18 protein-coding genes are annotated in these 19,508 nt (G+C 36.7%); 16 read left to right on the top strand and 2 right to left on the bottom strand.

The genetic code is table 11. The annotated features are described in order from the left end of the window. Positions 1-88: 88 nt before the first annotated feature. From H4J70_RS01945 to H4J70_RS01990, 11 genes are all read left to right on the top strand, one after another. Positions 89-2,398, top strand: coding sequence for a hypothetical protein (locus tag H4J70_RS01945; RefSeq protein ID WP_182250553.1), 2,310 nt, complete (start codon positions 89-91; stop codon positions 2,396-2,398). A gap of 203 nt (positions 2,399-2,601) precedes the next feature. Next, positions 2,602-3,828 (top strand): ectonucleotide pyrophosphatase/phosphodiesterase, encoded by a 1,227-nt coding sequence (locus H4J70_RS01950; protein ID WP_182250554.1) that lies wholly within the window; start codon positions 2,602-2,604, stop codon positions 3,826-3,828. Between the two features lie 532 nt (positions 3,829-4,360). Next, the gene (locus H4J70_RS01955; protein WP_259364604.1) at positions 4,361-5,209 is read left to right on the top strand and encodes an alpha/beta hydrolase; all 849 of its coding nucleotides are present in this window, start codon (positions 4,361-4,363) and stop codon (positions 5,207-5,209) included. A 177-nt stretch (positions 5,210-5,386) separates the two neighbouring features. Beyond that, the gene (gene maoP / locus H4J70_RS01960) at positions 5,387-5,749 is read left to right on the top strand and encodes a DUF413 domain-containing protein (protein ID WP_182214741.1); all 363 of its coding nucleotides are present in this window, start codon (positions 5,387-5,389) and stop codon (positions 5,747-5,749) included. 292 nt (positions 5,750-6,041) lie between these two features. Then, positions 6,042-7,016, top strand: coding sequence for a tRNA dihydrouridine(20/20a) synthase DusA (dusA, locus tag H4J70_RS01965; protein ID WP_182250555.1), 975 nt, complete (start codon positions 6,042-6,044; stop codon positions 7,014-7,016). A 276-nt stretch (positions 7,017-7,292) separates the two neighbouring features. Then, on the top strand, positions 7,293-7,571 hold the full coding sequence (locus H4J70_RS01970) for a hypothetical protein (protein ID WP_070374959.1): 279 nt from the start codon (positions 7,293-7,295) through the stop codon (positions 7,569-7,571). Between the two features lie 10 nt (positions 7,572-7,581). Beyond that, the gene (locus H4J70_RS20535; RefSeq protein ID WP_259364605.1) at positions 7,582-7,713 is read left to right on the top strand and encodes a hypothetical protein; all 132 of its coding nucleotides are present in this window, start codon (positions 7,582-7,584) and stop codon (positions 7,711-7,713) included. A 157-nt stretch (positions 7,714-7,870) separates the two neighbouring features. After that, on the top strand, positions 7,871-8,710 hold the full coding sequence (locus H4J70_RS01975; protein WP_259367981.1) for a sulfurtransferase: 840 nt from the start codon (positions 7,871-7,873) through the stop codon (positions 8,708-8,710). A 292-nt stretch (positions 8,711-9,002) separates the two neighbouring features. Beyond that, complete coding sequence (pspA, locus tag H4J70_RS01980) at positions 9,003-9,665, top strand: phage shock protein PspA (protein WP_182214735.1); 663 nt, start codon at positions 9,003-9,005, stop codon at positions 9,663-9,665. A 147-nt stretch (positions 9,666-9,812) separates the two neighbouring features. After that, positions 9,813-10,025 carry a PspC domain-containing protein gene (locus H4J70_RS01985; protein WP_182176464.1) on the top strand — a complete coding sequence of 71 codons (213 nt, stop codon included), beginning with the start codon at positions 9,813-9,815 and terminating at the stop codon, positions 10,023-10,025. An 82-nt stretch (positions 10,026-10,107) separates the two neighbouring features. Further along, positions 10,108-10,443, top strand: coding sequence for a hypothetical protein (locus H4J70_RS01990; RefSeq protein WP_070374956.1), 336 nt, complete (start codon positions 10,108-10,110; stop codon positions 10,441-10,443). A 54-nt stretch (positions 10,444-10,497) separates the two neighbouring features. On the opposite strand, the gene H4J70_RS01995 is transcribed toward H4J70_RS01990, so the two are convergent. Continuing rightward, positions 10,498-11,232 (bottom strand): enoyl-CoA hydratase/isomerase family protein, encoded by a 735-nt coding sequence (locus H4J70_RS01995; RefSeq protein ID WP_182250557.1) that lies wholly within the window; start codon positions 11,230-11,232, stop codon positions 10,498-10,500. A 70-nt stretch (positions 11,233-11,302) separates the two neighbouring features. On the opposite strand from H4J70_RS01995, the gene H4J70_RS02000 reads away from it, so the two are divergent. The 5 genes from H4J70_RS02000 (at position 11,303) to H4J70_RS02020 (ending at position 18,600) form a co-directional block, all read left to right on the top strand. After that, positions 11,303-11,782, top strand: a complete 480-nt coding sequence (locus H4J70_RS02000; RefSeq protein WP_182214730.1) for a copper chaperone PCu(A)C — start codon at positions 11,303-11,305, stop codon at positions 11,780-11,782. A 9-nt stretch (positions 11,783-11,791) separates the two neighbouring features. Further along, positions 11,792-12,784, top strand: coding sequence for a DUF2333 family protein (locus H4J70_RS02005; RefSeq protein WP_182214728.1), 993 nt, complete (start codon positions 11,792-11,794; stop codon positions 12,782-12,784). Positions 12,785-12,797: 13 nt separating this feature from the next. Continuing rightward, positions 12,798-13,556, top strand: coding sequence for a TIGR04219 family outer membrane beta-barrel protein (locus H4J70_RS02010; protein WP_182221225.1), 759 nt, complete (start codon positions 12,798-12,800; stop codon positions 13,554-13,556). 450 nt (positions 13,557-14,006) lie between these two features. Next, positions 14,007-17,921 carry a rhombosortase-dependent M36 family metallopeptidase gene (locus H4J70_RS02015; protein ID WP_182244747.1) on the top strand — a complete coding sequence of 1,305 codons (3,915 nt, stop codon included), beginning with the start codon at positions 14,007-14,009 and terminating at the stop codon, positions 17,919-17,921. Positions 17,922-18,027: 106 nt separating this feature from the next. Further along, positions 18,028-18,600, top strand: a complete 573-nt coding sequence (locus tag H4J70_RS02020; RefSeq protein ID WP_182244749.1) for a hypothetical protein — start codon at positions 18,028-18,030, stop codon at positions 18,598-18,600. A gap of 42 nt (positions 18,601-18,642) precedes the next feature. On the opposite strand, the gene hslO is transcribed toward H4J70_RS02020, so the two are convergent. After that, a complete protein-coding gene (gene hslO / locus H4J70_RS02025; protein WP_182176457.1) occupies positions 18,643-19,506 on the bottom strand; it encodes an Hsp33 family molecular chaperone HslO in 864 nt (287 codons plus the stop codon). Between the last annotated feature and the right edge of the window lie 2 nt (positions 19,507-19,508).

Below are 19,508 nucleotides of genomic sequence, written 5' to 3' on the forward strand. Positions count from 1 at the left end.
AATAGACGTTTCAATTGTAAATATATTGATCTTTAGGTATAAATGTCTCGCCTATTTAGGATAAATTATAACAAATGGATGTTTTTGAATGAATTATACTGCTTCTCTTTTTGTGAGCTTAATATCAATGGCTCTTTTAGCTTCTTGTGGTGGAGGCAGTGGTGAACGTTCAGAAAAAATAACGACACCGCAGCCTACTGTTCCAACCCCACCTGTTGTCGACGCGATTTTTACAGAAGATAATGCCGGTGATATTGCCATCTGGAGTACGGTGTTAACCGAAGCGAGTATTAATGCAGCAGACATCATCGAACAGGAAATTATTTGGTTTCATCATGCACCTGAAAACATCTTAATTAGAGACTGTAATAGCACAGGTACCGTTGAAAAAATTATTGACGATACAGAAAATAGCTACCAATTAGTTTTTACAAACTGTAGTTACCAAACCGATATTATTGATAGAGAAAGTTCAACCACAACAGTGACTGCCTTAGTGAATATTACCCAGCAGTATATTCAACTTGATGACAGCAAGAATCCTTACTCGGATAGTTTCCTTATTAAGGACCTAAGTGCAAAGTTTTCCTCTACGCGCTTTATTATTTCTACGATAGAAGAGCCTTCACTTTCATTAGAGTTAATGTTTGAGCTTTTGCTAACAAGCAACCAAACGTGGAGCGCAAGTACTGAAGATTTAGACGGAGATCTCGTTTTAAATTATCAAAGTAAAAACAGAAAACTTGATATAAAAGCAATCGACTTTAAAGTTAAAACTGATGATTTAATGGTTGTTACTGACTCTCTAAAGCAAACGACAATTAATCAACATATTAACGCGCCAGGTAGTAATAAATATCCGCATTACCAAGTCGATATTACCAGTACAATAACGAGTGAACTATTTGCCTTTGAGACCACTTTAACCTCTACCGTTACCTCGCCATATTCAGGTAAAGGTTACGCATCACAATCACCTGCTGGAATCTTTAGACTGACCAACGCTCAAAATGAAGAAATATTGCTAACATTTATCACAAATAAATATATGCAATTGCACCTTAACCAAGAACTTATAGGTGAAGCAGAAACAGTAGCATGGACTTCATCCGCCTTATTTAATTTATATGATAATGCCCAAGCACTAGCTTTTATCCAAGAGTTAACACCGTTTAAAGCTATTTCAATTACTAAAGAGACGATTGAAAATGATCCCGTTGAAAAAGTAATCATAAAATTTAATAAAAAAGTATCCATTGATAGTAGTTATTCAAATACTCCGATACAAGTTTCAACTCTTTCGGTCTCTAATTCTTTTTACCGACCTATTATTTTAGCGACTGAAAACAACATTACCCTTTCTTTCGATACCAATGAATCTAAAGGTTTTTATAATATTTATTACGACGGAAACTATAAACTGAAAACCAGTGAAAAATATGTTGAACAAAGTTCAGGCGGACACTCAGTTAAACAAATCGTTGGCATTGTCGGTGAGGCAGTTACATTAGATCATACCGTAGAGCAGGTTCGATACTCATCTGTGTTCAACCATCTTATTGCAATAAATGATTTTAATACCGTAATAAAAGTCTTTGATCTTGAAACAGGTCACTTAATTAAGGCTTCTAATGAAACCAATATTATTTTTGACCATATTTGTTTCTCGGCTGATCAAGAACGTATATTTTTAACGGGTCTAAACTATGACGATTACAGTTACCAAATATTTTCATATGACCACCAAACGCTAAGGCTTATTGAGTCGTATCAGCAAACGGGCTCTGCTCATAGCCTTAAAAAGTGCGCGGCTAATCAACTTATATTTGTAAATGATGATTCACTTGAGCAATTTAACTTGTCAACGACAGACTTTTCGCTTACCAACACCGCTTTAGCTAACGTCAATAACATTGTTCAATTTCCATTAAACGACAATAAATTATTATATGTGTCGGATACAGATAGCAGTGGTTATGAATTGTTCTCATTAACATTAGATCCTTTTGCGATTGAAGCTGTTGCGACTCCACTGGCGGATAGTCGCGATACTTACAATTACTCTGGTAACCAAGAACGGGCTATTTTCATTGATGGCGTCAATGAAACACTGCTTGCTAGAAACACTGTTATTAAGATAAATGACACTTCTGAAGTACTGCATACCTTTACGGGCGAAGAAACTTATTTTCCTAAGAAAAATGAACATATCCGATATCATAATGAAGCGCATAATATTATAGTTACTAATCTTGCGGTTTATGACGCCTCAACTTTTGTTGAGCTTATAGCACTTCCGTCGATTCCTGCGGCAAGCTATTGGTTTGTTGATAATGATGATAGATTATCTGTAGTCCTTCAATCAATGGATAGTATTTACCGAGTAAAGCTCTACTAATTTTACTTAGCGCTCAATTATAAAAAGGCATCAGCACAAAATATATAATTATTATGCTGATGTTTAATTGAAGCGATTGTCTTATTTACGCCCCGCGTTGAGTCAATAAATACTCGTCTTAAGATAAAGCAATAACGATTTTATGTTAGTAAAAAAACAATGCTAGAAAGCCCTTAAACACTAATTATTGATGAGAAATTACCGTGAATAAATTATTTATAATAGGCATGTTATTTGCCTTAAATGCATGCACATCAGAATCAAAAAATTCACTAGGTATAGCATCCAATCCTAATCCTAAACCTTATGTGTTGTTAATTTCACTGGATGGTTTTAGGTGGGATTATGTTGATAAATATCAGCCTACATTCTTGTCTCAATTTGCTAAAGAGTCTGCTCATTTAACATCATTACGTCCTACTTTCCCGACAAAAACCTTTCCTAACCATTTGAGTATTGTTACGGGGTCATACCCTGAGAATCATGGCATAGTGTCTAACCGTTTCTATGCTCGCGATTTAAATAAAACCTACAGCATAAGAGACTCGGAAGCGGTGACCAATCCCGACTTTTATTTACGTAAACCCTTGTGGATTATTGCGGAAGAACAAAATATGCGTACCGCTAACTATTTTTGGCCAAGCTCCGAAGCCGCTATTGCGGGTATTTATCCGTCTCATTTTAAAAAATATGATCACAACGCCTCACATCAAGAACGCATAGATGGTGTATTAAATTGGTATCAGCTTCCTTCAAGCGAACGGCCGCAATTAATAACCACTTATTTTCATGATATAGACAGTGCAGGGCATGGTTTTGGTCAAGATTCACCTGAGCTTATTGCCGCTATTAACCGTGTAGATAGCACCATTCGTGAAATGGTTGAAAAAGTACGAACGTTAGATTTTGAAGTAAATATTATTATTGTCTCTGATCATGGTATGGCTGATTATCCTGCTAAGAATTATGAATATTTACCTAATTGGTTAAATGATGAATATAAAGTTTTGGCAACCAACCCTATTACACTTATATACGATGAGGGTAAGTCTACCCGCACATTAGCTCAAACTGTTGCACAATTAAATCAACAAGCTAAACATTATAAATGTTATCAATACCAAGATATTCCAGCAAAATTTAACGCCTCAAAATCCAGTCGTATCGGTGATATAGCTTGTTTAACCGATAACGATTGGTCGATAGGTTTTACCGGAAAAACCAGTAAAGGAAATCATGGTTGGAGTCAGTTTGACACTACAGACATGGACGGAATATTCTATGCACAAGGGCCCGCATTTAAAAAAGCATATCAGTTAGGTACAGCTGAAAACATAAATATTATGCCATTAATTGCAGACATTTTAGGCCTAGAAATCACCACCCCAATTGATGGTAAATTAGCGATTATGAAGCCGTTACTTAAATAAATATTATGCCAATAAGAATAGCAGACATTCTAGGCCTAGAAATCACCACACCAATTAATGGTAAATTAGCGATTATGAAACCGTTACTTAAATAAATATTATGCCAATAACAATTGCAGACATTTTAGGCCTAGAAATCACCACCCCAATTGATGGTAAATTAGCGATTATGAAGCCGTTACTTAAATAAATATTATGCCAATAAGAATAGCAGACATTTTAGGCCTAGAAATCACCACACCAATTAATGGTAAATTAGCGATTATGAAACCGTTACTTAAATAAATATTATGCCAATAAGAATAGCAGACATTTTAGGTCTGGAAATCAGCACACCAATTGATGGTAAATTAGCGATTATGAAACCGTTACTTAAATAAATATTATGCCAATAACAATTGCAAACTAAAAGTAATACACCGGTGATTTATTCGCAGGAGTATTGCTTTACTTATCCTTAAGGTTTTACAAATAACTCGTTATGGTTATGTAAACATAACGACTTGTCATTGAGTAAAGAAAGAGAGTTCACTTGAAACTAGTAATATATAGTTTAACGCTGCTATTAATATTGACCAGCCAGCTATCAATGGCTTTTACCACTACGCCTTTTCAAATACCAAGAAGTAAAGTCGTTGAAATTAAAGATCCCGACAGTCAACGTGTTTACCCATTATTTATAAAGTTACCTAAATCTTATGCTAAAAATGATGATAAAACTTATCCCGTTATTTACTTAACCGATGCTTGGTATACTTTTCAGATTGTTTCTGGGGCAACCCGTTATCCAATGAATGCACAAAAAATGAAAGAAGCTATTATCGTTGGCATTTCATATGCTAAAGGGTCGAAGCGAGATGCTAGCAGAGTGCGAGACTATACCCCGTCAATAAATAAATCCTGGCAACAAACAACAGGTGGTGCTCAACAGCATATGGCGTTTATCGAAGCTAGTGTTATCAATTATATCGATAAAAATTATCGAACGGATCGACAAGATAGAACCTTTGTCGGTAACTCACTTGGCGGATTATTTGGTACATATATATTATTAACTAAACCGACATTATTTAATCATTACATACTGGGTAGTCCTTCTTATTGGTTTGATAATAAGGTTGTTTTTACATTAGAAGAGGCGCATCGAAAGCGGCAGTTAACCATTAATGCTAATATTTTTATTGCTATTGGCGAACGTGAATCAAAAGCATTAGACAGCAGCCATGACATGGTCAAAGATGCTGAAGATTTTTATGAAAAAATACTTAATTGGCAGCAAACTCATGTAAAAGCAAAAATTGTTATTATCCCAGAAGCCAATCATCAAACCGCTTTTCCTACGACGGTCATTCAAGGACTACACTGGATTTACAAAATATAACCTCATGCTAGTTTTGTATTTTTAGCCTAAAAAAAAGTCAAAAATAGTGTATATAATGGTAAATAATATACATTAAGTAAAATATTCTAATTAACGTTAAAAAATAATTGCCAATTAATCGATATTGAGTTAAAAATGCGATTATCAGTGTATTTATATTTTAGTAGAGTTTATAAAATGGCTAATTTAGCAATATCAGCAGAAAGTTTTAAGGTAAATAGAAATTTTTACGATGATAGAAATTATCCGCGCGGCATAAAGCGTTCCGGTGACTTTAACTTGGCCGAGGCCGAGGCATTAGAAAAATATGGCGTTGCATTAATGGCACTTTCTTTAGGAAGTCGTCTGCCTGTTACCGAAGAAGAGCAACATTTTGTTGAAGTTTGTCGTGGTAATGCTGCTGTAAGCAATACCATCGAGAAGGCTTGGTTAAAATATCAAAACATAATTTTAACACCCAAGCAATTCCACACCTTATTTGGTCGAACTAAAGTTGAAACAGACGAAGAACTTGAGTCAGATCCTGACGACCTAGATTAACTTTTTCTTGTCAATCTATTCGGCTATTTATACAAGATACTTGCTATAACTTAGCCCCGATTTAGGTTCAAATTGACTAGGCGTTAATTCGCCAAATTATTAAGTGATGTTATTTAAAATTTACTCATCTTTATACCATAAAAATAGCTGAAAGCTATCGAGGCTTTCAGTGCAGTCACTTGGCATTATTTCTTTTGTTTAACATCGCTAAAGCCTTTATAATCAGCGAAATTTTCTGTTGTTGTTTCCAACAGCTACATTCGCTTTAAGCTTAAAGGTTTTTTATAACTTTATGATTTCACATAAACTTTCCGTTGCACCCATGCTCGATTGGACTGATCGCCATTGCCGTTACTTCTATCGTGTTATGTCAAAGCACACCGTGCTATACACCGAAATGGTGACTACTGGCGCAATTATATTTGGTAAAGGTGATTATTTATCCTTTAACAAAGAAGAGCATCCTGTTGTACTGCAACTGGGGGGAAGTGATGTTAAAGCCATGACAGAGTGTGCGAAAATGGCTAAACAGTATGGTTATGATGAAATTAACATTAATGTTGGCTGTCCATCTGATCGTGTGCAAAATGGTCGCTTTGGTGCTTGTTTAATGGCTGAACCTTCTTTGGTCGCTGACTGTGTCAATGAGATGCAAGCGGCAGCCAATATTCCGGTTACCGTTAAATCGCGTATCGGTATTGATGACCATGACAGTTATGAGTTTTTACATAATTTTGTTGATGTGGTCTCTCAAGCTGACTGTAAACATTTTATTATTCACGCACGTAAAGCTTGGTTAAGCGGTTTAAGCCCTAAGCAAAATAGGGAAGTTCCCCCGCTTGATTATGGTCGTGTTTATCAAATCAAAAAAGACTTTCCACAGTTACAAATTTCAATTAATGGCGGTATTAAAAGCTATGATGAGGCGAATGAGCATTTAGCTCATATTGATGGTGTGATGATAGGCCGTGAAATTTATCAAAACCCTTATATGTTAGTTGAAGCAGACAACGCGATTTATCAAACAAATACGGATATTCTTTCTCGTGAGCAAATCGTTGCAGAGATGGCGCGCTATATTGATATTCATATTGCTAACGGCGGGCGTGCTTGGCATGTTGTTCGCCATATGCTTGGACTCTGCAATGGTTTAGCGGGTGCTAGGCAGTTTCGTCGTTATTTAAGTGAGCAATGCAGTGGTAATGAAGTTACCAGCCAAGTTCTTTTTGATGCGTTCGCACAAGTGACCCTTCCTGCAGGCGAGTAATTTTCTGTTTTGTGTACCGATTTTGGGAAATTGTATCCCTAAATCGGAATACTATTTATCTTGCCGTTTAGCGATAAAGATAATGTTATCGCTATAATTATTAATAATTGGCTTTTTTGACCACTTTTCTTTGATTTAGTCGTAAGCTTTATTTTTATGATAAAAGTATAGATTAATTAATCCTATAAAATTCAATTACTTAATTTTTTTTTGATCTCTGGCACAACCTTTGTAATAGATATTACGACTTAACTATTATAAAACTTGGAGAACAACATGAAAACGTTATTGATCACCACATTAACTACCGCTTTATTATCTTTTAACAGTTTTGCAGACAACACTACAGACATCAAAACTATCGCTAATCTGATGGTTAAAACAGGCATTGAACAACTTAATACAAAATTAACGAGTAACGTAAAAGATAAAGTTCAGCCAGATATCACGATGTCAGCTTTAGCCAACAACAAATACTCCCAAATTTTAGTGGCTAAGCTTAGTAACAAAAAGGGTACTCAACAAAAGAATACCGCTAAAGCAGCGGATGAGTAAGGAATTGATTATGCCGAGCTTAGAGCTAATTTTTACGTTATTGATGTTACCTGCTGTATTTTTATTGGCAGCGTCTTTAGTGGTAAGCCTAGTAGAAAATAACCGTGAACAATCATCAGCCGAAAAACAAGCCGCAAGCTAAACGCAGGGAATTTGTTGTACCCTGCCAATTTATATTGTTTTTTCGACTGTACAACTATCGATTTATTCGTTATTTTTTAAGCCTTATTCAAAAATGAATGACGCTAACTATGCCTTCGACTTTTCAGCAAATAATATCGTGCCGTCAGCTGCATGATTTGCTTTTTTCTACACTCCATTTAACCGGAGACTCTGCAAAACCATTATCAAATATAATACTGCTTGATGCGAGTATCCCACCCGTTGGTAATATGCGCTCGCCAGAAAAACAATGGCCAGACTTTACGTTGCCTTATGCCAAGCGATTCGATTTAAATAAAAACTTTTCTGATTTATCAAATCCACTTCCCCACACTATGCCAAGTGCTGAACATTTTCAGCAGCAAGCGCGTGCGTTAGGGGTAATGACAGACAGTCAAATTGTTGTTTACGATGACCAAGGCTTATTTTCTGCAGCGCGTGCTTGGTATATGTTTAGAGCAATGGGACATGAAAATGTTGCTGTACTTGATGGCGGATTACCCGCTTGGTTGGCATCAGGGTATCGTGTTTCATCAGCGACATCTTCCGTTACTAGCAGTGGTAACTTTATCGCTACATTTTGTAAAAAATACTTTTATAGCAGCCAAAATATAGAACGTAACCTTAACTCTCAAGAACGCCTTATTGTTGATGCTAGGGCTAAAGAACGCTTTGAGGGCAAAGTTGCTGAGCCACGCGAAGGTATTCGTAGCGGTCATATTCCCTCTTCTGTGAATTTACCCTTTAGTGATTTATCGCATGATGGCTGCTTGCTCGCCAAAAATATTTTAAAAGAAAAATTTAACGCTATTAATAGCGAAAATAAACCAATGGTGATGAGCTGTGGCTCTGGGGTAACCGCCTGTGTTTTAGCGTTAACCGCCGAAATGTGCGGTTATAAGCACGTAAAAGTTTATGACGGCTCATGGAGTGAGTGGGGCGCAGGTGATTATTTTCCGGTAGTGGTTACTCAATAATTCAACGCTCATTTTAATAAAATCCCACCATGTTATGTGTATAGTCAAATTAACTAATTAATTTGTGAATTTGACTATATTTTCGTCTGACATATTATGTCCCCTTTCTTTCTGTAATCGATGTCTTTATAAAATCCCTTAATAAACAGTAGTTTAATTTGTTTTGCTGAGTTGGCATGTCACTTGTAATAGAAAACACAGTAGCAAGTTAAGCATTAACATTTTGGTTAATACTTAATGAGTCATTAAATTAAAATACTAATAGCAGCGCATTTGCGCAGGAGAATGGATTATGGGCATGTTTTCACGTTTTACCGATATTATTAACGCTAACTTAAACAATATGTTAGATAAAGCTGAAGATCCTGAGAAAATGGTTAAATTGATCATTCAGGAAATGGAAGAAACCTTGGTTGAAGTACGCTCTACTGCAGCAAAAAATATAGCAGAAAAGAAAACCTTAATGCGTAAAATAGCATCACTAGAAGCTAGTATTAATAATTGGCAAGAAAAAGCCGCATTAGCCATTAATAAAGGGCGTGATGATCTTGCGAAGTCTGCGCTACATGAAAAGCAAAAATGTTCAGTACAAGTCAGTGAATTCCATGATGACTTAGCGCAGCTAGAGATTTTTTTGAGTGCAGTACAAGAAGACGGTCAACGTTTACAAGAAAAACTTCAAGAAGCTAAACGTAAGCAAGACGCTTTTGCATTACGCCAAGAGTCAGTTGAAGTACGTTTAAAAGTGCGTGAAAGAGCGATTGTCTACAACATAGATGAAGCGATTAATAAATTTGAACGCTACCAACAAAAAATTGACCGAGTAGAAGCTGAATTAGAGTCTTATGACTTTACCGAGAATAAAGATCTCGCCAGCCAGTTTCGTGATTTAGAAACAGATGAATCTATTGAACAAGAATTAGCCGATTTAAAAAAGCAAGTTGTTAATGGCTAAGCGACAAAAAACTAGGGGGCATTACATGATACATCATAGTGGCTATTTCATAATGATCATGTGTCTTGCTCCCGTATTAACTTTTTTTGTTGGCGCAGGACTATTAACTTTTTTTACAAAACAGCGGTTAGAATTAAGGAATAAATGATGAGCTATCAACGTGAGTATTCAGTGAAAAAAACTTTAACAAAAGATGTTGCCCATAAAAAATTATCAGGCGTTTGTGCGGGCATCGCAAAATATTATGACTTACCAAGAATAGCTGTTCGTATTGCCGCTATTGGTGCTTTGCTTATATTTCCGTTAGCTAGCGGTGTTGCTTATGTGGTCGCGGCGATACTATTACCCACCAAGCATTAATGGGCAGTATTAACTTAAAGCGATAGCGAGTAAATAATATTTACCGATAGCTGTGCGTAAAACTAAGTAAGCAGGAGTAATTATGTCATTTTTTAAATCATTAACATTAGCAATTTTTGCAACCTTATTTTTAACCTATGCATTAGGAATAAGTTTTATAGAAATGTTTAATGTCGACCTTCATGTTGGTGATGAACTCATTGATCCTTTAAAAGCGATTAGTGTTTCAGCAATTATTATGGTTATTCTTGTCATGGTGGCATTTGCAATTGTTATGAGTGTGTTTGGTTCATTAATTTTTATCGGTATGATGATTTTTGGTGCGGCGGCCTTTGTGATGATTGGTATATTTTGGCCCGTTATTTTTATTGCTGTTGTTATTTGGTTAATGGCAGGGGACAAAAAACAAATCGCCTAAAGATGAAACCCCCGCAAATTTTGGCTGACTATTTCATCTTTAAGATTTATTTTTTTAAAAAAATTGCGCTAAAATATTTTTACATTGCTGCGTTTTTACTAAACGTTTAAATTCTTTAGCTTCGTTATCAATGACCTGTTGTATAGTCAATTGAGCATGTTGTTTCATCAATTTTCTACTGGTCATTACAGAATCATGAGGTAATTTAGCAATAGTATTAGCAATATCGCTAGCTATTTTTAGTAAATCTTCCGGTATGCATATTTGATTAATAAGACCGTAATCTAGTGCTTGTTCGGCAGTAAATTGCTTGCCAAGTACTAAAAGTTCAAACGCTTTGTTATGACCAATACGCAGGGGTAACAACAGGCTAGAGCCAGCTTCAGGTGATAGACCTAACTGAGTAAAGGGTAATTTAAATTTACTATTGTTTGCCGCTATGACCATGTCGCAATGTAACAACAAGGTAGTGCCAATACCTATTGCCGGGCCAGCAACTGCGGCAATAAGAGGTTTATCAAATATTGTCAGTGCTTGTACAAAATCTAATGCTACTAATTCATCATCTTGTGAGCATTGTAAAAAGTCATCCAAATCATTACCTGCACAAAAACAGTTTTCATCGCCTTGAATAAGCACACAGTGGATAGTTGAATTTTCGCTCGCATATTTTAGAGCAGCACATAAGTCGATATACATACTTTGATTAAGTGCATTTTTTTTATGTTTACGGTTAAGAGTCACGGTGAAAACATGATTGTTTTCTTGGCTAATAATTAAGTTATCCATTTTGCTCCAGCTTAGTTACAATGTTAAGGCAATAAAAATAATCTGTCTAAAAAAGGAAGTATAGCGAGAAATGAATAAAATATGTTTTATAGCCATTGTATTATCTTTTACGTTACTCAGTATCAATAGCGATGTTTTTGCTGTTGAACACGATAGTAATATTATTATTGACGGGCCTTATGTGAGAGCTAGCATACCTGGAACCAGTATAACTTCAGCTTATATGTCGATTGAAAATAAAAATGATGAGGCGCTAATTTTAACAGGAGTCAGTGGCTTGTTTTCCGATAGAATTGAAATTCATCAACACACCATGAGTGATGGTATGATGAAGATGCGTCAAGTTGAACAATTGACAATCGAAGGGAATAATAAAGTGGTATTGCAGCCTATGGGCTATCACTTAATGATATTTAACGTTAAAAAAGCCTTGTTACCTGAAGAGGAACTTTCATTAACATTGCACTTTAAGCAGCAAAAGGATCTTGTCGTAACCATTCCGGTGCGAAGTATTAAACAAGAAAACCCAGCTAAAAAACAACACCATTAGGAGCTCAACATGACGACTAATTTTTCAGGCAAAACTTTTGTCACCATTTTTTTTGCTATCATCCTCTCAGGCTATTTTCTCGGCGTTTATTGGAGCTTTGAACCTGAACAGCTTGATATTAGAGCTGAAGCAACGAAAGATGCAACGGCAGCTGGTATAAAACCTGTTGTCGGTTACACCACAACAACGGCACTTATTAGAGTAACCGAGACATTATTAAATAAACCTGGCGGTTATCTGTCAAATGATGCTTTGCCACCCTCAGTATTTTTAGACAATATCCCAGCTTGGGAGCTTGGTGCGCTTGAAATGTCGCGTGATATGGCGCTTGTTATGCGTCAGGAATTTAGCCGCTCTCAGTCACAATCGGTAGAAAATAAGCACTTAAAAGTTGCTCAGCCTCAATACAATATCGATCACAAAAGTTGGGCGATGCCAAGTGCAGAAAGTGAATACAATAAAGCAATTAACGAATTGTATGCCTATCGCAAAGCGTTAGGTGATGTTAACAGTCAAACAGCGCAATTTTATGCTCGCTCAGATAATTTACGTGACTGGATCCAAGAAGTGAATAAACGTTTAGGCAGCTACTCTCAACGATTAAGTGCAAGTGTTGGCCGTGAACAGTTAAATACCGACTTAGCTGGCGATAGCGTTGCGCAGCAATCAACGTCTGCACAGTCAAGCGTTGTCTTAAAAACCAGCTGGTGGAAAATTGATAATGAATTTTATGAAGCACGTGGTGCGTGCTGGGCGTTACTTCACTTTTTACGCGCCGTAGAAATTGATTTTAATGATGTATTAGAGAAGAAAAATGCTAAAGTAAGCGTACAGCAAATTATTCGAGAATTAGAAGCAAGCCAAGAATCTATATGGAGTCCAATGATCCTTAATGGTGATGGCTTTGGTTTATTAGCTAATCATTCTTTAGTAATGGCAAATTATATTTCTCGTGCTAACGCAGCACTAATCGATTTAAATGACTTATTAAGTCAAGGATAATAAAGGGTTCAACATGAAAAAAACAGCATTAGCAGTACTTGTTACCGGGTTACTTTCAACATCAGCAATGGCTGATACTATTGCCGGACTTTATATTGGTGGCTCAATATGGAGTAATGAAGCAACAGGTACTTTTGGTGAACAAACTGGCTTAGTTGATTTTAATTTAGAAGATAAAGAGCAAGGTTCATTTTATATCGCTCTAGAACATCCGATCCCTTTAATCCCCAATCTAATGATAGCCTCAACAACGTTAGATACTGATGGCGCAACAGTTTTGTCGCAGGATTTTGACTTTTCTGGTAAAACATTCGACGCTGGCACCGCTGTCGGTAGCACCTTCGATGTTAGTTATATTGACTATACGTTATATTATGAAATTTTTGATAACGGTCTTTTCTCTTTTGATATTGGTTTAACCGGTCGTGATTTTGATGGCGATATAACGGTTGCATCAGCAATTGGTGGTACATCAGTTGAAGGAACATTAGCTGTTACAGAAATCGTACCTATGCTTTATGTTTCAACGATTGTCGGCTTACCCGGCACGAGTTTTAATCTTTTTGCCAATGGTAATTTATTATCGATTGACGATCATACTATATACGACTACCAAGTCGGTTTGAGCTACGAGCTTATTGATAACTTAGCGGTTGATGTAAATTTAACACTTGGCTATAAAGCGGTTAAATTTGAACTTGAAGATTTAGATGATTTGTATACAAACATTGAATTTAAAGGTGCTTTTGCAGGTGTTGTTGTCCACTTTTAAGGTTTTAATTGGATCTGTTTCACAAAGCTGAATTTTTTAACAGGTAAAGGCGCTAATTATAAAATTAGCGCCTTTTTTGTTACGAAAAAAAGAGTTTATGCCACTCATCTGTTAAATCCGCTTAGTGACGTTATGGTAAATTTAGTATAAATAAGTTTCTACTATCCAATCAGTTACTTGCTAGAGATATTATAAATATATGTATTTATCCGTTATTATTCATTATCAAGCACTAGGTTAACGTTTTTGTAACAAGTGATTGCCTTATAAGCGTTTATTACTTTAACGTAACGTATGCTTTACTTTTTGTTTGTGTTTTTTAAGCTAAATGATTGCTTTATTGTTACATAAATGTAATAAATTAACGTAGAGCCCACGTTGTGGGTTAATAATAAAATGCTTCAGTACCCAATTTATGGGTTAATAATAAAAATATACTTAGGGAATCGTATGAACTTTAATAAATCAATCATAGCAACATTCGTAGGTGCTGCAATCGCTTCTGCTTCTATGGGAGCTATAGCTTCAGATACAGGTGCTTTTTTAAATGCACCGGCTCCAGTTGTGTCAAACCAAGTAGCTACTATCAGTGGTATGAGTAATCAGTTTGATGCTCAATTAGGTACAAATACTTTTCAGTGGGCAAGTGCAAAAAATTCTATTCCAAATATGATGGCAGTTTCTGCAGAGCATCAGAATGCTTTTGCTGCAGATTTTTATTTGAAGCAACTTACTGGTTTATCTGAGTCAAAGCCAAGCCTAGCTATGCCTATATTAGCGAATATCCATGATATTGGTCGTGGCGCAAAAATCGCTAAATATAAGCAAGAAATTGCAGGTATTGAAGTTTTTAATCGTGAATATAATATCATGATGGATCGCGAATTCAATTTAGTCGCTTCATCGGGTTACTTAGCAAGTGACAAGGCTGTTAAATCATCAAATCTATTGTTAAAAAGTGTCGACTCTGCTTTTGCTGATGCCGCTAGTTCTGTTAAAACAGTGTTTTTGGCGATGGGTGGCGACAGTGCTACGATTAAATTAACAAACAAAAAATCAACTGATAAGTATGAAAGATTTTCTGTCGCTAATACTTCTTCTCAAAAAATAATAATTGGTGAGCCACGCGCTAAAAAAGTATTTTTTGAACATAAAAATAAAATTGTTGCTGCTCACTACGTTGAAGTAGAAACAGGCGAAATAGACAGTCGCGAATCAGAGTATTATGGCTATGTTGTTGCAGCTAAAACAGGTGAGGTTTTATTTAAGAATAACTTAACTAGCCATGCAGCTGATTTTAATTATCGCGTTTTTGCCGACGCTGACGGTAAGCCATGGGATAGCCCTCATGGTGAAGTTATGCCAGCTCCTGAAGGAAGCGATCGTAGCGCGTTTCTTACACAAGAATACTTAGATGCAACGTTGATAAGTAAGAGTCACGGACCTATCAGTACTGGTGATGCTTGGTTAGCTGATGATGCAACTATGACCATGGGTAACAATGTTACCGCATATGTCGATGCTATTGCACCTCAAGGTTTTAGCAACGGTGATTACATGGCAGAAGTGACCAGTAATAATACCTTTGATTATAAATATGATGTTTCTAAAGCAGAATATTCAGTTGGAAACCGTAAAGCGGCGATTGTTAACTTATTCTATGTAAATAACTATTTACATGATGACTATTATGACCATGGCTTTGATGAGCTTGCTGGTAATGCTCAGACTTTAAACTACGGTCGAGGTGGTGAAGAAGGAGATGCATTAAACGTAGAGGTTCAAGATCACTCTGGTTTTAACAATGCAAACATGTCTACACCTGCAGATGGTGGTTCACCACGCATGCAGATGTATCTTTGGGAAACAACACAAGCGGTAAATGGCACTGACTATGGTGTTACTGCAACTACGCATAGTGATATAGGCCTTTTAGCTAATCTCGGTTTTGCTGGATTTGGTCCAGAAACTTTTGATTTATCAGGTGATTTGGTTCGTCTAGAAGATGCAACTGCTCCAATTAATGACGGTTGTGAAGCGGCTGTTAATGGTGCTGACCTTACCGGTAAAATTGCTGTAATAGATCGTGGTGCTTGTGCCTTTGTAGACAAAGTTTTAAATGCTCAAGATGCAGGCGCAATTGCTGTGCTTATAGCAAATAACAAAGATGGTGATGATGTAGGCGGTATGGGTGGCAATGATCCAAGTATTACCATCCCAAGCTTTATGATTTCACAAAATGATGGTACTGCAATCTACGCATTACTAGATGCTGATGAAAAAGTATCTGTTGATATGTTCAGAAATGACCTGTCGCGCGTATTCAAAGATAGTACATGGGATAACGCAATTGTTGCTCACGAATGGGGTCACTATATCAGTAACCGTTTAGTGGGTAATAGTTCAGGATTAAGTAGCCAACAAGCACGCTCTATGGGTGAAGGTTTTGGTGATTTTCATGCATTGATGCTTACAACAGACGCAAGTGATAACCTAGTTTTAGGCAATGAAGAATACGATGGCGGTTACGCTGCTATAACGTATGTTTCTAGCTTTGTGGATGGTATCCGCCCGTACCCTTACTCAACAGACACAACAATTAATCCATCTACATTTGGCGATATAGCCCTTTACCCTGATCTAGTGCATTCTCCAGGTTCTATATTTTCTAATATGATTTGGGAATCTTTTATTAGCATGGTTAATGACGAGCGTCATACTTTTGATGAAGCTAAGAACCTAATTAAAGATTATGTAGTAGCTGGTTATAAGATGATGCCAATGGCGCCTACATTCACTGAAGGTCGAGATGCTATATTGTCAGCAGCATATGCAAACGACGTAGAAGATTACAACCTTATGCTTGCAGCATTTGCAAAACGTGGTATGGGATTAGGAGCTAAGTCGCCAAGCCGATTCGCTACTGACCATGCAGGCGCAGTAGAGTCTTATGCAACAACATTAAGTTCATTCTCTGCAAATTCTCATATGTTAAATACTAACTATGAAGGACTTACTTCAGGTTACTGTTCTAAAGATAGCGTGCTTGATAAAGGTGAAACTGCAACAGTTAGCTTTACTATTCAAAACCGTGGTAGTGAGACTTATGAAAATATTACCGCACAAATTGAAGTCGTAGGTGATCAAGATGTAACATTTGCAAATGAAGGTGTGGTAACTTTTGATAGTCTTGGTGTAACTGGTTCAGCAACAAGTTCACCTATTGAATTTACGTTGAATGATGCAAGTATGGCAGAAGACGTTGAATTCAAAGTTACTTTCCCTGGACTTACTGCCGATGTTGTTAACGATTATTCGTTTACTACAAAGGTTAATTATGACTTTAAAGATCGCGCACCAGTAGGTTCTTCTACTTTTGATGATATGGAAACATTATCATCACAGCACGACTTTATGGAAAATGTTATAGGTGGTGGTGAAGCTGCTGCCGGTACTGGATATTTAGATACAAGATTTGCCGGTGCTCTTGGTGGCGTTCTAGGACAACAGTATTTATTTATCAATAATAATGGTTTTGAATCAGATGTCGCTTATGAAACAAGAGCATTTAGCGTTGGTTTCGATGGTGATTTTGTTATTAACTGGTTCCATTACTATGACTTCGAAGCTAATTGGGATGGCGGTGTTGTTGAAGTAAGTGTTAACGGTGGTGACTGGGCTGATGTTACTGAGATGGGTGGTACTTTCTTAGGTGGTGGTTACAACGAGAATCCGATTTTCACTGAAGCTGGCACAGCATTATCTGAACGTCTGAGCTTTACTGACTTCGCAGCTGGTTATGAAGGCGTATCTTTTGGTGAAGCACTTAATGGTAATGAAGTTAAATTCCGTTTCCGCGCAGTAAGTGACTTTACAGCAAATAACTTAGGTTGGTTGATTGATGGTGTTCAATTTGACAATGTAAATAGCTCGATTTTCAGTGATGTAGTTGCAGGTGATAGTGTTGCTTGTGATAACCGTGCACCGATTGTAACAGCCGTTACTGATGTAGAGCGCATTGTTAGAGAAGGTATCTCTGTTAGCATGAGTGTTGAAGCTACAGATCCTAATGGTGATGCATTAACATACAGCTGGGAACAAACCTCTGGTCCAACAGTGACATTAGCGGGCTCAAACACAGCAGCTATATCTTTCACTTCTCCTAGTATTGAATCTGGTAGTGAAACACTAACATTTGTAGCAAGTGTTAATGATGGTACTGTCGATGCTACACAGAGTTTCTCTGTAGTGGTTAATGATATGCCTAGTATGGTTCCAGCTAGGAAAGATTCTAGCGGTGGTTCAACTGGCTTATTAGCCTTCTTGCTATTACCTTTAGCGTTATTACGTCGCCGTAAAAAGTAAGTAGTAACAACAAGTAAAAATAAAGCTGATTGGTCATTCAATCAGCTTTTTTTATAACTAAACGTTTATCACTTAATTATGACTGGAAATAAAAAAGGAAGTAAATATGCGTAACCTTAGTGTCATCGCCCTTAGTGTAACTTTTTTAATGGCTTGTTCAGATAAAAGAGAAGTCGTACAGCCACTAGAAAAAAAAACCAGCGATAAAGAAGCTGCTTCTTTAAAGCCAAACACATCAGTTGCTACAACTAATGAAACACTTGCACGGGCCACTAGTAGCGGTTTAAGTGAACGTAATGGAAGTTTAAAAAATAACAACGTTTTTAAAAAACTGACAAATTCAGAAAATAAATACTTAATGCTCAACGAACAGAAATTTGAATTACAAGCAGATAAGCTGACTAATGGCGCTAAAGTTGTTAATTTATTAATGTCAGAAACGGGCACGGTAAAGGGCACTTTTGTGGTTATCGTTAACAACTTAGCCAGCCTAACAAGCTATGACAATACCGCAAATATTAATAAAATAGCTAAAAGTACCTATCGATTAACGCCAGAAGAGGGTGTCGATCTCTTAAGTTATTATAAATCACTTGTAGCAGCAAAACAGTTTGAGCGGGTAGAAATAGAAATAGATTACAGTGGTAAAGTGGGTCGCCCATTAGCAGAAGAGCGCTAAAAGGCGAACAGGTAGAATTAAGACGTTAAGTCTGAGGGTAAACTAGTGCTTGGGCTCATGAATAAAGTGTGCAAGTTTTGGTTCATCAAACTTATATGTTGTTAAACAATATTCACAAGTCATCGATACGCAACCTTGCTCTTCTATAATGCTTATCAATTCGCTTGGTGAAACCTGAGAAATAGCCGTTAAACATTTTTCCTCAGAACAACTGCATTGATAATTAACCGATTGAGGTTCAAATAAACGAACCTCTTCTTGATGATACAAACGATACAATAAGTCTTCAGCGTCTAGTGAAAAAATCTCATCTGCTTTTATTGTATTGGTTAGTTGGCACAAGTGTTCGAAATCACTAAGCTGAGTTTCCTTGCTATCACTATCAGGGAGCAGTTGTATTAAGCTACCAGCAACTTGAGTATTATCAGCATTATTAAATAACCAAATTTTTGTGGGTATTTGTTCAGAAACTTCAAAGTAATGTGCTAAACAATCAGCTAAATTATCTTTATCTAGTGCAACAACTCCTTGGTAAGGTTCGCCTTTTTCAGGACGTATAGTAATAACCATCGTACCTTTACCTATTAGTTCTTTTAAGCCTATACCAGCAGTTGGCTCAGCTAAACGAGCTATGCCACGCATATTTTGTTTATCGTCACCATTAACTGACATATAGCTAATGGGGCCATCGCCCTGTAATTGAACGGTAATTTCGCCCTCAAACTTTAAAGTAGCTGTAAGCAAGCAAGTGGCGGCAACTAATTCACCTAACAAGGCTTGCACGCCGGGAGGGTATTCATGCAAAGCGATAATTTCTTGATAAGCTTTAGTCAGTTGTACAAGCTCTCCGCGAGCATGCTTACCATCAAATAAGTAGCGATTTAAAACATCAGTTTTAACAGTCACAG

Source organism: Colwellia sp. BRX8-9 (assembly GCF_014077245.1).
In the GTDB taxonomy this organism is placed as follows: Bacteria; Pseudomonadota; Gammaproteobacteria; order Enterobacterales; family Alteromonadaceae; genus Colwellia_A.

Bases quoted from the DNA above. Each gene is read 5' to 3' on its own strand.
- H4J70_RS01945 (WP_182250553.1), top strand. From the start codon at position 89: ATGAATTATACTGCTTCTCTTTTTGTGAGCTTAATATCAATGGCTCTT.
- maoP (WP_182214741.1), top strand. From the start codon at position 5,387: ATGGCTAATTTAGCAATATCAGCAGAAAGTTTTAAGGTAAATAGAAAT.
- dusA (WP_182250555.1), top strand. From the start codon at position 6,042: ATGATTTCACATAAACTTTCCGTTGCACCCATGCTCGATTGGACTGAT.
- H4J70_RS01970 (WP_070374959.1), top strand. From the start codon at position 7,293: ATGAAAACGTTATTGATCACCACATTAACTACCGCTTTATTATCTTTT.
- H4J70_RS20535 (WP_259364605.1), top strand. From the start codon at position 7,582: ATGCCGAGCTTAGAGCTAATTTTTACGTTATTGATGTTACCTGCTGTA.
- pspA (WP_182214735.1), top strand. From the start codon at position 9,003: ATGGGCATGTTTTCACGTTTTACCGATATTATTAACGCTAACTTAAAC.
- H4J70_RS01985 (WP_182176464.1), top strand. From the start codon at position 9,813: ATGAGCTATCAACGTGAGTATTCAGTGAAAAAAACTTTAACAAAAGAT.
- H4J70_RS01990 (WP_070374956.1), top strand. From the start codon at position 10,108: ATGTCATTTTTTAAATCATTAACATTAGCAATTTTTGCAACCTTATTT.
- H4J70_RS01995 (WP_182250557.1), bottom strand. From the start codon at position 11,232: ATGGATAACTTAATTATTAGCCAAGAAAACAATCATGTTTTCACCGTG.
- H4J70_RS02000 (WP_182214730.1), top strand. From the start codon at position 11,303: ATGAATAAAATATGTTTTATAGCCATTGTATTATCTTTTACGTTACTC.
- H4J70_RS02005 (WP_182214728.1), top strand. From the start codon at position 11,792: ATGACGACTAATTTTTCAGGCAAAACTTTTGTCACCATTTTTTTTGCT.
- H4J70_RS02010 (WP_182221225.1), top strand. From the start codon at position 12,798: ATGAAAAAAACAGCATTAGCAGTACTTGTTACCGGGTTACTTTCAACA.
- H4J70_RS02015 (WP_182244747.1), top strand. From the start codon at position 14,007: ATGAACTTTAATAAATCAATCATAGCAACATTCGTAGGTGCTGCAATC.
- H4J70_RS02020 (WP_182244749.1), top strand. From the start codon at position 18,028: ATGCGTAACCTTAGTGTCATCGCCCTTAGTGTAACTTTTTTAATGGCT.